A 14163-nucleotide genomic window follows, 5' to 3' on the forward strand; every position below is an offset into this window, starting at 1 on the left:
CGGGTCGCCGTCAGTCGGACGGGAAGGCGACCGCGCGCAGCAGCGTGGCGAGCGTCGCGCGTTCCGATTCCGACAGGTCGGCGTGCACGCGCTCTTCGGCCGCCCGGGCCGACTCCCGCGCCTGGCCGACGAGTGCCTGCCCGGCGTCGGTCGCGACGACGACGTTGGCGCGCCGGTCCGCCGGATCGGGCTTGCGTTCGACGAGGCCGCGCGACTGAAGCTCGTCCACGAGGCTGACGACCTGGCTCGGGTCGAGCCGGAGGAACTCGGCGAGCTCACGCTGCGACGGCCTGGCCTCGCCCGACGTCAGCACCAGCACCGAGTACGAGCGCGCCTTCAGCCCGTGCTCGGCGAGCGCGGCGTTGCCCGCGGCGAGCGCGACGGCGTTCGCACGCGCGAGCAGGAAGCTCACGTCGTCGGTCAGCACCGACGCCCGCAGCCCCTCCGGGGCGATGGGGTCAGCGGTGTGGGGCATGCCCAAGATGGTAGTCCAATTCATGGATGAACGGAATGATTGACTTTCTCAACAGTTGGGTCTTCAATGGATCCGACACGAAGGAGTTCACGCATGTCATCGCACGCACCGCTCGACGGCAAGGTCGCCATCGTCACCGGCTCGGGCCGCGGCCTCGGCCTCGCCTACGCCCAGGAACTCGCTCGCCAGGGCGCCGCCGTCGTGGTCAACGACGTCGACGAGGCCACCGCCGCCGAGGCGGTCGCCACCATCGAGGCGGAAGGCGGCCGCGCGGTCGCCGTGGCCCTGCCGGTCGGCCCCACCGCGACGGCGCAGGAGCTGGTCCGCACCGCTGTCGACACGTTCGGCGGGCTCGACATCCTCGTCACGAACGCGGGCGTCCTGCGTGACACCGTGCTGTGGAAGATGAGCGACGACGACTTCGACACCGTCATCAACGTGCACCTGCGCGGCACGTTCACCTGCGTGCGCGAAGCCGCGAGCTGGATGCGCGAGAACGAAGTCGCCGGCCGCATCATCTGCATCGGCTCCCCCACCGGCCAGCGCGGCAACTTCGGCCAGACCAACTACGCGGCAGCCAAGGCCGGCATCGTCGGCATGGTGCGCACCTGGGCGCTCGAGCTGAAGCGGGCCGGCATCACCGCGAACGCCGTGATCCCTGTCGCCGCAACGGCGATGACCGCGACCGTGCCCTACTTCGCCGCCGCTGTCGAGGCCGACGCTGCGGGCGAGCCGATGCCCGCGTTCTTCCGCCACGACCTCGGGTTCGGCACGTCGGAGGACGTCGCGGGACTCATCGCCTTCCTCGCATCGGATGCCGCGGCCGCCGTCACCGGTCAGGCCATCGGCATCGGCGGCGACCGCCTTCAGCTGTGGTCGCACCCCGACGCCGTCGCCACCGCCTACCGCGACGGCGGCTGGTCGTACGACGACCTCGCGACCGGTTTCGCCGACGCGGCGGGCCCCCTCCAGTCGGTGGGCGAGAAGTTCCCGCCGCTGCCCGAGGAGCTGCAGCGCTCGTGACCCGCTACGAACCCGCGATCGACCTCGACGCGATCACCGCGATCGACGTGCACGTGCACATCGAGGTCGACCACCACGGGCACTCGTCGCTGCCCGATGACCTGCGCGACGCCGCGGCGAAGTACTTCAGCTCCGACGGGCCGAACCCCGACCTCGACGGCGTGGCCGCTTACTACCGCGAGCGCCGCATGGCGGCCGTCGTCTTCACCGTCGACGCACGCACGAACTTCGGGCACGCGCCCATCTCCAGCGCCGACATCGCCGAGGGTGCCGCGCGCAACAACGACGTGCTCATCCCCTTCGGCTCGGTGGACCCGCTCGTGCCGACTGCCGTCGACGACGCCCGCCGCCTCATCGAGGACCACGGCGTGCGGGGCTTCAAGTTCCACCCCACGGTGCAGGGCTTCGATCCGTCCGACCCCGCGCACTCCCCGCTGTACGAGACCCTGCAGGACGCCGGAGTCGTCGCGCTCTTCCACACCGGTCAGACCGGCATCGGCGCGGGCCTGCCCGGCGGGCGCGGCCTGCTGTTGGCCTTGTCGAACCCCATGCTGCTCGACCCGGTCGCGGCCCGCTTCCCCGAGCTGCAGATCATCATGGCCCACCCGTCGGTGCCCTGGCAGGACGAGGCCCTCTCCGTCGCGACCCACAAGCACAACACGTGGATCGACCTGTCGGGCTGGAGCCCGAAGTACTTCCCCGAGTCGCTCGTGCGCGCCGCGAACTCGTACCTCAGGAGCCGGGTGCTGTTCGGATCGGACTTCCCGCTGCTCACCCCCGACCGCTGGCTCCGCGACGCGGAGCAGACCGCCCTCAAGCCCGAGGTCATGCCCGGCATCCTGAAGGACAACGCGGCGCGGCTGCTGGGACTGGCGGGCTGACATGCCCGCGCTCGAGGCGGATGCGACATTCGGGTTCGACCCGTACGCGATCGCGGCCGCGCATCTGAGCCCCGCCGCGCGGGCGGCGCTCGGGGGTCTGCAGCAGACGCTGGAGAGCAGCATCCGTCCGCTCCTCGCGGAGGCGTGGGAGACCGCGACCATGCCGCGCGAGGTGCTGGAAGCCCTCATCCCACTCGACCTCATGCAGCCGGCGGGGGTGGATGCCGCGGAGGCGGCGTCGAGTGTGTACTCCGGGTTCCGCAACTACGTGCTGGCACGCACCGACGTGTCGGTGGCGACGCTCTACAACGCGCAGTCGGGTCTCTTCCGCACCTCGATCGGGCTCGGCGGGTCGCCCGCGCAAGCGGAGGAGCTGGATCCGCGCGTGCGCAGCTTCGACCTGAAGGGCGTCTTCGCGCTGACCGAGCCCGAGCATGGGTCCGACATCGCAGGCGGACTCGCCACCACCGCGCGCCGCGAAGGCGACGCGTGGGTGCTCGATGGCCGAAAGAAGTGGATCGGCGGGGCCGCGGCATCCGATGTGCTCGTCGTGTTCGCCCGCGACGTCGACGACCACGCGGTCAAGGCGTTCCTGGCGCCCACCGGTGCGGCCGGCGTGCGACTCGAGGCGATCGGCGGCAAGATCGCCCTGCGCCCCATGCAGAACGCCGTGATCACGCTCGACGGCGTGCGGGTCTCCGACGCGTCCCGCCTCCAGAACGTCAACGGCTGGCGCGACGTGGCGCGGATCCTGCGGGCGATGCGATCGGACGTCGCGTGGATCGCCGCCGGACTCCAGGCGGGTGCGCTCGACGCGGCGGTGCGCTACGTGCGCGAGCGGCACCAGTTCGAGCGGCCTGTCGGCGGGTTCCAGCTCGTGCAGGAGAAGCTCGCGCGCATGCTCGGCAACGTCGTCGCCTCGCTGTCGATGGTCGTGCAGCTGTCGCTGCGGCAGGACCGCGGCGAGTACGCCGACGAGAACTCCGCGCTCGCCAAGCTGCAGACGGCCCGCCTCGCGCGCGAGACCGTCGCGCTCGGGCGGGAGGTGCTCGGCGGCAACGGCATCCTGCTGGAGCACGACGCCGCCCGCTTCTTCGCCGACGCCGAAGCCGTGTACTCGTACGAGGGCACGCACGAGATCAACGCCCTCATCGTCGGCCGCGCCCTCACGGGCGCCTCGGCCTTCACCTGAAACCCATCGAAGGAGAACCCATGACCACCACCGTCGACTACGCCGGCGTCGCAGGACTCGCCGGGACCGATCTCGGCTGGACCGAGTGGCTCGAGGTCACGCAGGAGCGCGTGAACCTCTTCGCCGACGCCACCGACGACCACCAGTGGATCCACGTCGACCCCGAGCGCGCGGCCGAGGGCCCGTTCGGCGGCGCCATCGCGCACGGCTTCCTGTCGCTGTCGCTGACCGTGAAGTTCTGGTCCGAGCTGTTCGATGTCACCGGCGTGACCACGCGGGTCAACTACGGCCTCGACAAGGTGAGGTTCGTGTCGCCGGTGAAGGTCGGCGCGCGCGTGCGCGGCGGGGCCGTCATCGCCGAGGTCACGGAGATCCCCGGCGGCTACCAGTTCGCCGTCGACCAGACCATCGAGATCGAGGGCGGGGGCAAGCCCGCCCTCGTCGCACGCGGCCTCTACCGCTTCTACGCCTGACCTCCGCGGTCGCCGAGCTGGTCGAAGCGCCCTTCGACCGGCTCGAGGACCCGACAGACTCCTCGAGGGAGAGGACACCGCAACGATGCACAAGGGGATCGGGTTCTGGCTCGCGAAACGGCGCCTGAAGGACCCCGACAAGACCGCCGTCGTCTTCGGCGACCACGAGCTGACGTACCGAGAGCTGGCGGACGCCGCCGACCGCGTCGCCGCCGTGCTCTGGCACCGCGGCATCCGTCGCGGCGACGCCGTCGCGTACATCGGCGAGAACAGCCCGCAGTTCCTCGAGGTGATGTTCGGCGCCGCGCAGCTCGGGGCGGTGTTCGTGCCGGTCAACACCCGTCTGGCCGCCCCCGAGGTGCAGCACCTGCTGGTCGACTCCGCGGCGCGGGCCGTGGTGCTCGACCCGGAGTTCCTCGAGCGGGCGATGCCGGGCGTGGAAGCCGGCCGGATCGCTCACGTCATCGTCACGGGCGAGGGCCTTGCCGAGCACCCCGGTCTCGCGCGGCTCACCGCCACCGCACCCGGCGGCCACACCGTCGCCGACGTCGACCTCGACGACCCGGCCGCCATCGTCTACACGTCGGGCACCACCGGCAGGCCGAAGGGCGCCGTGCTCACCCACGGCAACCTCACGTGGGTCGCGCTCAACTGCATCGTCGACTACGACGTGGTCTCGACCGACGTGTCGCTCATGATCTCGCCGCTCTTCCACGTCGCCTCACTCGGCATGGGCGCGCTTCCGGTGCTCCTGAAGGGCGCGACGCTGGTGCTCGAGAAGGGCTTCGAGCCGGGCCGCGCGCTGGCGCTCATCCAGGAGCGCGGCATCACGATGCTCAGCGGCGTCCCGACGACCTACCAGCTGATGGCCGACCACCCCTCGTGGGCGTCCACCGACCTCTCGACCCTGCGCAAGCTCACCTGCGGCGGGTCCGCCGTGCCCACCCGCATCCTCAACGCATACGAGGAGCGGGGACTGTCGTTCTCGCAGGGGTACGGCATGACCGAGACCTCCCCCGGCGCGACATCGCTCTCGCCCGCGATGACCCGAGTGAAGCAGGGCAGCGTGGGACTGCCTCACTTCTTCACCGAAGTCCGCATCACCGATGAGCACGGCGACGTCGTGCCGCGGGGGACCGTGGGTGAGATCGAGGTCGCGGGTCCCAACGTCTTCCTCGGGTACCACGGACTGCCCGAGGCCAGCGCATCCGCCTTCACCGCGGACGGATGGTTCCGCTCGGGCGATCTCGGCTACCTCGACGCCGACGGCTACCTCTACATCTCAGATCGGCTGAAGGACATGATCATCTCGGGAGGCGAGAACATCTACCCCGCCGAGGTCGAGAACCTCATCGCCGACATCGAGGGCATCTCGGGCGTGGCCGTCGTCGGCGTTCCCGACGAGCGCTGGGGGGAGGTCCCGTGGGCCGTCGTCACACTCCGCGAGGGCGCCGAAGTCGACACCGAGATCGTCCGCGCGCACCTCGACGGCCTGCTCGCGCGCTACAAGCTGCCCAAGAACGTCGTCGTCGTCGAGGATCTGCCCCGCACCGCCTCGGGCAAGGTGCGCAAGGCGGACCTCCGCGCCCGCTACGGGGAGAGCCGATGACGCACGAACCGCCGGTGCCTTCGCTGGAACGCGCGTTCGAGGTCGTCGCCGACCTCGGCCCGCTCGAGGACCACGGCATGACGCGTGCCGGCCACCGCCGCGTCATCCCGGTGGTCGGCGGCACGATCACCGGCGACTTCACCGGCACGATCCTCTCCGGCGGCGCCGACTGGCAGACCGTTCGCGCCGATGGATCGGTCGAGATCGACGGGCGCTACAGCGCGCGCGGCGACGACGGGTCGCTTCTCTACATCCGCGCCCGGGGTGTGCGCAGCGGCGACCCGGCGGTGCTCGACGCGCTCCTGCGCGGCGAGGACGTCGATCCCGCCGACTACTACTTCCGCGCCGCGCTCACGCTCGAGTCGGCCGCGCATCCCGAGTTCGAACGGTCGGTCTATCTCGCCTCGTACATCCGCGAGGCGCACCGCGTGCAGTACGTGGCCTACCGCGTGACCTAGCGCGGCCGGGTCTCAGTCGACGAGTCCCGCGAAATCGCGAACGGCCGGGAAGGCGAACTCCCGGTGCCGCCGGGTGAAGAGCTCGGCGGAGCGGTCGGCGGGCCAGTCATCGCCCATGTACTGCCGCGGCAGCCGCGGGTCGGCGCGCAGCAGTGCGAGCCAGTCGGCCACGAGGAGCGTCCGCGCCGTGACGGCAGGCAGGTCGGCGGCGGCGTCCTCCCCCTCCCAGTGCTCGATGAACTCGTCGTGGGCGGCGCGGATGCCCTCGATGTCCCAGGCGACGCGCACCGTCTCGGCCATCGGGAAGCCGGCGAGCTCCGTCGCCGAGAAGGCATTGACGGATGCCGGGGGCAGCTCCGGGATGATCGCCTCGAGCGCAGCGGCCAAGTCCACCGAACCGGGCGCGATCCACAGTCCGTCGCGCAGCACTGCGAACCCCGACCAGGTGAGTGTCGCGCGCAGCCGGTGCCGGAGGTCGCGCAGGTGCTCGGGAACGGTGAAGGTCACGAGGGTCCAGCCCTCGCCCTGCGGCTCGAACGGAGCCGGGCCGTTGACGCGGCCGGACGCCTCGCGCAGCACCTCGCTGCCGTGCGATGTCAGCTCGAATCCGATCTCACGCCCGAGACGCCGGCGCTCGAGGAGTCCGCTCTCGACCATGCGATCGAGGTTGGTCCGCACCGCCGAGGCGGCAACGCCCGCACTCTCGAGCGTGCCGATCAGCACGCTGGCCCGTAACGGCTCGAAGTAGCGGTCGCACACGAACTCGCCGAAGAACGCCAGCAGCAGCTGCCGCGGCTTGCGCGTCAGCACCGACGTCTCGAGGAGCGACGCTCCCGCCGCCGGCGATGTCGCGCGTACGTTAGCCACGCTCACGCGGCCTCCGGTCGGACGGCCTCGCCGCGCTTCGCGCGCTGAATCTGCTCGTACACGTGCGTGCGCAGCTCGGTGAACCGGGGCAGCGCCCGCGTCGTGATCTGGTCGCGCTCGGGCGCGAGGTCGATCGCGAGGTCCTCCTGCACCCACGTGGGAGACTTCGACAGCACGATGACACGCTCGCCGAGGTACACCGACTCGTCGATGTCGTGCGTGACGAACAGGATCGACATGCCGCGCTCGCGGTGCAGCGCCCGCACCAGATCCTCGAGGTCGGCGCGCGTCTGCGCGTCGACGGCGGCGAACGGCTCGTCCATGATGAGCACCTCGGGCTGGTAGGCCACAGCGCGCGCGATCGCCACGCGCTGCTGCATGCCCCCGGACAGCTGCCACGGATAGCTCTTGGCGGCATGGTCGAGGCCCACCGCGACGAGCGCATCGTCGATGAGACGATCGCGGTCGGTGCGCGACAGCTTCTTGTGCTTGAGGGGCAGCTCGACGTTGCCGCGCACCGTCAGCCACGGGTACAGGCTGCGCCCGTACTCCTGGAAGACCAAGGCCATGTTCGGCGGCGGAGCGGTGACCCGCCGCCCGCCGAGCTCCACGACGCCCGACGTCGGCTTGAGCAGTCCCGCGATGCACTTCAGCAGCGTCGTCTTGCCGCACCCCGAGGGGCCGACGATGCACACCAACTCACCGGCATCCATCCGGAATCCGATGTCGCCGATCGCCTCGACGTTCCCGGTCGACGACTCGTAGACCTTGCGCAGGTGCTCGACGTTCAAGAGCGTCTGTGCTGTTCGAAGCGAGTCAGGCACGCTCCACCTCCTTGATTCCGTGATACCAGCGCAGCACGCGTCGCTCGACGAGACCGAAGATCGCCGCGAGCAGGATACCGATGAGGCCGAGCAGCAGGATGCCGCTCCACATCTCGGCGATGAGGTAATTGCGCTGGAAGAAGACGATCTGATAGCCGAGACCCGACGACGAGTAGCCGAGCTCGGAGATGACCATGAGGATCAGCGCGATCGACAGCGATTGGCGTACGCCGGCCATGATGCGAGGGCTCGCCGCGGGCAGCACCAGATAGCGCAGCCGCTCCCCTCGCGTCAGCGCGAACGAACGGGCCGTCTCGGTCATGACCGAATCGGTGGAGCGCACGCCCTCGATCGTGTTGAGGAGGATCGGCCACACCGACCCGATCACGATCACCACGATCTTCATGGCGTCCGTCGGCCCCATCAGCACGACCGCGATCGGAAGGAGCACGGGCGGCGGCACGGCACGGAAGAACTCGAGCATCGGCTCGAGCAGCTCCCGCAGCCAGCGGTTCAGGCCGATCAGCGTGCCTGCGACGACGCCGACCACGATCGAGAGCACGATGCCGATGGCGAGACGACCGAGGCTGGGCAGCACGTCGGTGACGAAAGCCGGCCCGATCCACGTGTCGACGAACGCCTCGAGGAGCTCAGCGGGCGAGGGGAAGAACTGCGCCGGGGCGACGGTCGCCCAGATCCCCCAGATCACCACGAGGATGAGCGGCAGACCGATCGCGTACGCCGTGTTCTCGCCGATCTTCGCCCAGACGCGCGAGCGGGGGCGGGGCGTGACGACGGTGCTCGTGTAGAGGGTCACAACACTTCCTCTCCTCGCACCGATTGATGCCACGCCAGGGAGCGGCGCTCGATCGCGCGGAACACCAGGTTGATGAGCAGCCCCAGCAGGCCCGTGACGATCACGAGCGCATAGACGACCGGCCAGTTGCCCGCCGACTGCGCGAACACGATCTCACGACCGAGTCCCGGGTTTCCGATGAACATCTCCGCCGTGATCGCGAGGATCAGCGCGACCGCAGCAGCCAGGCGCAGGCCGGTCATGAGATACGGGAGGGCCGTGGGGAGCACGAGGTTCACGATGCGCGAGCCGCGCGACAGCCCGAAGCTGCGCGCGGTGTCGCGGGCGACGGCGTCGACATCGGCTACGCCGTAGAGGACCTGGATGAAGACCTGCCAGAAGCTCGCGAACACGATGATGATGAGCGCGGCCTGCAGCTGGTAGCCGTACAGCAGCACCGCGAGCGGAATGAGGGCGACCGACGGAATCGGCCGCAGGAACTCGACGGTGGTGTGGGTCGCGCGACGCAGGAACGGCACGAGCCCGATGACGGTGCCGAGCACCGTGGCGAGCACCGTCGCGATCACGAGGCCGATGCCCCAGGCCGTCAGCGTGCGCCCGACGTTGCGCCAGAACTCCAGGTCGCGCATCTCCTGCCCGAGCTGGGCGAGGGTCTCCGTCGCCGTAGGGAAGTAGCGCGGGTCGACGAGGCCCAAGGTGGGCAGCAGTTGCCACGTCACCAGGAATCCGAGGATGCCGGCGACGCCGAGCGCGAGCTTTCGCAGCGTGCGCAGCTGTCGCGGGCTCCGCCTCACGGGGGCGGGCACGGCGGCGGCGGTGGCCATGTGAATCCGATCGACGATGCGGATGAAGGAGAAAGAGGGCGGGAGGACGACGGATGCCTCGGGGCGAGGCATCCGTCACCCTCTCGTCGCGTGGCTACTGCTGCTGGAGCAGGCGGTCGTAGTCGGGTTCGGTGTCGATGTACGCGTACTCGACGGCCAGCGCGCCGAGGTCCTCGATGCCGGCGTCGGCGAGGTCCCACGTGAAGGTCGGGAGGGTGATGCCCGCCGCCGCCTCCTCGGGGATCTCGAGGTTCGTCGCGATCGCGGCACGCACGGCCTCCTCGTTGCCGGAGGCCCACTCGAGCGCCTCCGCCATCGCCGCCGAGTACGCTGCGACGAGGTCGGGGTCCTCATCGAGGAGCGCCTGCGTCGTGATGTTCGTGAGCACCGACAGCCCCGGGATGGTCGCCTGGTACGGCTGCACGACCGAGACACCGCCCTCGCCGAGGATCATCCCCCGGAACGGGTCAGGCGCCCACGCGGCATCCATCGTGCCCGCCTCGAGCTGCGCCGGCACGTCGGGGAAGGCGACCTCGACGAACTCGATCGTCGAGGGGTCGCCGCCGTCGTCCGCCACGGCCTTGCGGATCGTGAGGTCGCCGGCGGCGCCGATCGTGTTGACCGACACCTTCTTGCCGGCGAGGTCGGCGGGGCGCATGATGCCGGAGTCGCCGAGCGCGACGACGGCGTTGACGTCGTCGCCGTCGGCGAGGCTGTTCGCGTAGTTGCCGACGATCACGACGCCGAGATCCTGCTGGTCGGCGCGGATCGGACCGAACGGCTGGCCGATGGCGAACTGGATGTCGCCGCTGATGAGCGCCGGGATGGCGTTGGCGCCGCCCTGCGCGGGGACCACCTCGACCTCGAGGCCGTGGTCTTCGAAGATGCCCTCGTCGATCGCGGCCCACAGCGCGCCGGTCTCGGCGATGGGGAGAGCGGCGACGCGGACGGCGGTGAGCTCGCCCGACGCGCTGTCGTCGGTCGGGCTCGAGGACGGGCCGGCGGCGGAATCGGTGCAGCCGCTCAGCGCGATCGCGGCGGCGGCGAGCACGCCGATGGTGGCAAGACTCTTCTTCATTGACGGGCCTCTCGTGGCAGATGCGGGTTGTGCCGGCGGCCCGGGTTCCGTCCCAAGAGTCGGAGTCCTCACCGCGGCGTGCCGGACACATGTCATGGTGCGCCACGTCGGATCGATTGTCAATGCTTCCGTGACGCCCGTCACGAAACTCGTGAACAATGCGACGCATGCCGAGAAAGCCGGAGGCGATGATGTCCGGCCAATGGAAGCCGCGCAGGAGGCCACGCACGCCGCCCCGCAGGATGGAGGCGCACGCACAGCGTGCCTATTGCCATTACCTATGGTCATAGGTATTCTCGGATCCAGCCGGTGCAGCGACGCATCCCGGCAGAGGAAAGGACCTCGACAGTGGCTCATTCGATCCCCGTCTCCCCGCAAGCCGCCTCGCTCGTGAACGGCTTCTCGCTCGAGATGACCGGCAAGGACATCGCCGGACTCGAAGAGGCGCGCGAGCTGATCCCGCAGGGGACGAAGATCAACGTGACGTTCCTCGGAAACGAGGACCTCGAGATGCGCGTCGCGGCCGCCAAGGCGGTCAAGGAGATGGGCTTCGTGCCGGTCCCCCACCTCTCGGCCCGCCGCCTGCGCTCGCAGGACGAGCTCGAGGAGTTCCTCGGCCGGCTCCAGGAGGTCGGCGCCACCGAGCACGTCTTCGCCGTGGGCGGCGACCCGGCCGAGCCCGAGGGCCCCTACCCGGACTCACTCACCGTGATCCGTTCGGGCGTGCTCCAGAGGTTCGGCGTGCGCGAGGTCTCGATCGCCGGCTACCCGGAGGGCCACCCCGACATCTCCGACGACGTGCTGTGGAGCCATCTCGACGAGAAGGCGCTCGCGCTCGCGCAGCAGGGATTGGATGCGGTGATCCTGACGCAGTTCGCGTTCGACACGGATCCTGTCATGACGTGGATCGACGCGGTGCGCGCCCGCGGGATCGACACGCCGATCCGCATCGGCACCCCTGGCCCCGCCGGGATCAAGCGGCTGCTCGGCTTCGCCCGCCGCTTCGGCATCGGAGCGAACGCCATGATCGTGAAGAAGTACGGCTTCTCGCTCACGAACCTCATGGGCACGGCCGGACCCGACCGCTTCGTGTCGGACCTCGCGACGCTCCTCGCCGACGACCCGGGCTCGGGCGACGTGAAGCTGCACTTCTACACGTTCGGAGGCCTCGCTGCGACCTCGCAGTGGGCGCGCGAGTTCGTCGCGGCGCAGTCCTCGGGGGCTCGTCGATGACGACCCACCTCGATGTGCGGCGCGACCATGCGTGCCTGATCGTGCACGGGCCCGACCGCTCGGGCATCGTGGCGGCCGTCACCGCGCTGGTCGCCCGCAACGAAGGCAACATCGTCACGCTCGACCAGTACTCCGACAACCCCGAGGGCGGCGAGTTCTTCCAGCGGGTGGTGTTCCACCGGCCCGACCTCCAGGCCGCCCTGCCTGCCATCGAGGCCGATCTCGACGAGACGCTCGGCCCGCTGGGCCTGGAGTGGCGGATCACCGACCAGTCCATCCCCAAGCGCATGGCGATCCTCGCCTCCACCAGCGACCACTGCCTGCTCGAGCTGCTGTGGCGCCACCGCCGCGGCGAGCTGCCCGTCACCATCCCGATGGTGATCTCGAACCACACCAACACCGCCGAGGATGTCCGCAGCTTCGGCATCCCGTTCTTCCACGTCCCCTCGCAGGGACCCGACAAGTCCGCCGCCGAGGCGAAGATCGTCGAGCTGCTCAAGGGGAACGTCGACTTCGTCGTGCTGGCCCGCTACATGCAGATCCTCTCCGACTCGTTCCTCGACGAGGTGGGGGTGCCGGTGATCAACATCCACCACTCGTTCCTGCCCGCCTTCATCGGCGCGGCGCCCTACCGCAAGGCGAAGGAACGAGGCGTCAAGCTCATCGGCGCGACCAGCCACTACGTCACCGAAGACCTCGATGAGGGGCCCATCATCGAGCAGGACGTCGCCCGCGTGACCCACGCGATGACGGCCGGTGACCTGCAGGCCCGGGGCGCGTACGTCGAGCGCGCGGTGCTCTCCCGCGCCGTCCAGTGGCACGCCGAGGACCGCGTCATCCGTCACGGCAACCACACCATCGTCTTCACATGATCGAACGGATGCCTCGCGCCGAGGCATCCGTCCCGCTGAACTCCATCCCATGAACAGAGAGGTTCCCCATGGCGAAGAATCTGCAGGAGCTGCTCGACGGCCAGAACGCCGTTGAGATGCTGCGCAACTCGCAGATCGGCTCGTACATCTACCCGGTGGTCCCCGCGGACTTCCAGAACTGGATCAAGGAACAGCGCGCGTGGCGTGACACCGCCGTGCTCTACGACCAGTCGCACCACATGGACAATGTGTTCCTCAAGGGCTCCGACGCGATCAAGCTGATCTCCGACACGGCGATCAACTCCGTCGCGACCTTCCCGGTGAACCGCGCCAAGCAGTATGTGCCGACGACCGCGTCGGGCCATGTCATCGGTGACGGCATCCTCTTCCACGAGGCGGAGGACGAGTACGTCTACGTCGGCCGCGCGCCCGCGTCGAACTGGCTGCTGTACCACGGCGAGACCGGCGGGTACTCGGACCTCGACATCACCGTCGACCGTCGCTCGCCCTCGCGCCCGTACGGCGACGCGGTCAGCCGCCGGTACTACCGGTTCCAGATCCAGGGTCCGGCGGCGTGGAACGTCATCGAGAAGCTCAACGGCGGCCCGCTCGAGCAGCTGAAGTTCTTCAGCATGTCCGAGATGCAGATCGGCGGCGCGAATGTCCGCACCCTTCGCCACGGCATGGCCGGCGCCCCCGGCCTCGAGGTGTGGGGCCCCTACGAGGACCACCACCGCGTGCGCGACATCATCGTCGAGGCGGGCGCCGAGTTCGGCCTCGTCCCGGTCGGCTCGCGGGCGTACCCGTCGAACACGCTGGAATCGGGCTGGATCCCCTCGCCGCTGCCGGCGATCTACTCGGGCGAGGCCGAGCGCGGCTACCGCGAGTGGCTCGGCGTCGACAGCTACGAGGCGACCGGCACGCTCGCAGGGTCCTTCGTGTCGGACGACATCTCGGACTACTACCTGACCCCGTGGGAGCTCGGGTACGGCTCGTTCGTGAAGTTCGACCACGACTTCATCGGCCGCGACGCCCTCGAACAGGTCGACCCCGAGACCCAGCGCCGGAAGGTCACCCTCGCCTGGAACGCCGAGGACGTCACGAAGATCTTCGCTTCGCTCTTGGACACCGAGGGCGACAGCTACAAGTTCTTCGACCTGCCGCTGGCGAACTACGGCTCGGCGAACTACGACTCCGTGACCGACGCCGACGGCAACGTCGTCGGATTCTCGATGTTCACCGGCTACAGCGCAAACGAGAAGCGCGCCCTCTCGCTCGCCACGGTGAACCCCGACGTGCCCGAGGGCGCCGAGGTGACGGTCGTGTGGGGCGAGCCGAACGGCGGCACCACGAAGGCCTCCGTCGAGCCGCACCAGCAGCTCGAGGTGCGCGCCGTGGTCTCGCCCGTGCCGTACTCCACTGTCGCCCGCCAGACCTATCACGGCGGCTGGCGCACGCAGTACCAGCCGGCCTGACCCGTCCGGCCGCGAGGGGCCCGTCCGGCCGGGCGGTCCCCTCCCCCCGTTTCCCCCACCAC

Annotated in this window: 15 protein-coding genes; 9 read left to right on the forward strand and 6 right to left on the reverse strand. The window is 69.8% G+C overall.

Annotated elements, in window-relative coordinates:
* Positions 1-10: 10 nt before the first annotated feature.
* Positions 11-475, reverse strand: coding sequence for a MarR family winged helix-turn-helix transcriptional regulator (locus tag RS82_RS09505; RefSeq protein WP_045298671.1), 465 nt, complete (start codon positions 473-475; stop codon positions 11-13).
* 93 nt (positions 476-568) lie between these two features.
* Here RS82_RS09505 and RS82_RS09510 point away from each other — a divergent pair, with 93 nt between their 5' ends.
* The 6 genes from RS82_RS09510 to RS82_RS09535 all read left to right on the forward strand — a co-directional run bounded on the left by RS82_RS09510 (position 569) and on the right by RS82_RS09535 (position 6111).
* Complete coding sequence (locus RS82_RS09510) at positions 569-1498, forward strand: SDR family NAD(P)-dependent oxidoreductase (protein WP_045298673.1); 930 nt, start codon at positions 569-571, stop codon at positions 1496-1498.
* Positions 1495-2379: an amidohydrolase family protein gene (locus tag RS82_RS09515; RefSeq protein WP_045298675.1), complete on the forward strand. Its 885-nt coding sequence runs from the start codon at positions 1495-1497 to the stop codon at positions 2377-2379. The genes RS82_RS09510 and RS82_RS09515 overlap by 4 nt, the downstream gene beginning before the upstream one ends.
* A 1-nt stretch (position 2380) precedes the next feature.
* Positions 2381-3571 carry an acyl-CoA dehydrogenase family protein gene (locus RS82_RS09520; protein WP_045298677.1) on the forward strand — a complete coding sequence of 397 codons (1191 nt, stop codon included), beginning with the start codon at positions 2381-2383 and terminating at the stop codon, positions 3569-3571.
* A 20-nt stretch (positions 3572-3591) separates the two neighbouring features.
* Positions 3592-4044 carry a MaoC family dehydratase gene (locus tag RS82_RS09525; protein ID WP_045298679.1) on the forward strand — a complete coding sequence of 151 codons (453 nt, stop codon included), beginning with the start codon at positions 3592-3594 and terminating at the stop codon, positions 4042-4044.
* Positions 4045-4129: 85 nt separating this feature from the next.
* Complete coding sequence (locus tag RS82_RS09530; RefSeq protein ID WP_045298681.1) at positions 4130-5653, forward strand: acyl-CoA synthetase; 1524 nt, start codon at positions 4130-4132, stop codon at positions 5651-5653.
* The gene (locus RS82_RS09535; RefSeq protein ID WP_045298683.1) at positions 5650-6111 is read left to right on the forward strand and encodes a DUF3237 domain-containing protein; all 462 of its coding nucleotides are present in this window, start codon (positions 5650-5652) and stop codon (positions 6109-6111) included. Before RS82_RS09530 ends, RS82_RS09535 begins: the two co-directional genes overlap by 4 nt.
* Before the next feature lie 12 nt (positions 6112-6123).
* Here the strand turns inward: RS82_RS09535 and RS82_RS09540 are convergent, their stop codons facing one another.
* The 5 genes from RS82_RS09540 to RS82_RS09560 all read right to left on the reverse strand — a co-directional run bounded on the left by RS82_RS09540 (position 6124) and on the right by RS82_RS09560 (position 10521).
* Positions 6124-6978, reverse strand: a complete 855-nt coding sequence (locus RS82_RS09540) for a PaaX family transcriptional regulator (protein WP_052676768.1) — start codon at positions 6976-6978, stop codon at positions 6124-6126.
* A 2-nt stretch (positions 6979-6980) separates the two neighbouring features.
* Positions 6981-7802, reverse strand: coding sequence for an ABC transporter ATP-binding protein (locus tag RS82_RS09545; protein ID WP_045298686.1), 822 nt, complete (start codon positions 7800-7802; stop codon positions 6981-6983).
* Entirely contained in the window at positions 7795-8619 is an 825-nt protein-coding gene (locus RS82_RS09550) for an ABC transporter permease (RefSeq protein ID WP_045298688.1), read from the reverse strand. Before RS82_RS09550 ends, RS82_RS09545 begins: the two co-directional genes overlap by 8 nt.
* Positions 8616-9443, reverse strand: coding sequence for an ABC transporter permease (locus tag RS82_RS09555; RefSeq protein ID WP_084695555.1), 828 nt, complete (start codon positions 9441-9443; stop codon positions 8616-8618). The genes RS82_RS09550 and RS82_RS09555 overlap by 4 nt, the downstream gene beginning before the upstream one ends.
* A gap of 94 nt (positions 9444-9537) precedes the next feature.
* Entirely contained in the window at positions 9538-10521 is a 984-nt protein-coding gene (locus RS82_RS09560; protein WP_045298690.1) for an ABC transporter substrate-binding protein, read from the reverse strand.
* A gap of 411 nt (positions 10522-10932) precedes the next feature.
* Here RS82_RS09560 and RS82_RS09565 point away from each other — a divergent pair, with 411 nt between their 5' ends.
* The 3 genes from RS82_RS09565 (at position 10933) to ligM (ending at position 14101) form a co-directional block, all read left to right on the forward strand.
* Positions 10933-11754, forward strand: a complete 822-nt coding sequence (locus tag RS82_RS09565; RefSeq protein WP_169748686.1) for a methylenetetrahydrofolate reductase — start codon at positions 10933-10935, stop codon at positions 11752-11754.
* A complete protein-coding gene (gene purU, locus RS82_RS09570; protein WP_045298773.1) occupies positions 11751-12626 on the forward strand; it encodes a formyltetrahydrofolate deformylase in 876 nt (291 codons plus the stop codon). Before RS82_RS09565 ends, purU begins: the two co-directional genes overlap by 4 nt.
* A gap of 68 nt (positions 12627-12694) precedes the next feature.
* The gene (gene ligM / locus RS82_RS09575; protein ID WP_045298694.1) at positions 12695-14101 is read left to right on the forward strand and encodes a vanillate/3-O-methylgallate O-demethylase; all 1407 of its coding nucleotides are present in this window, start codon (positions 12695-12697) and stop codon (positions 14099-14101) included.
* The last annotated feature ends 62 nt before the right edge of the window (positions 14102-14163 follow it).

Origin of the sequence: Microbacterium trichothecenolyticum, from assembly GCF_000956465.1 — a bacterium.
Lineage (GTDB): Bacteria > Actinomycetota > Actinomycetes > Actinomycetales > Microbacteriaceae > Microbacterium > Microbacterium trichothecenolyticum.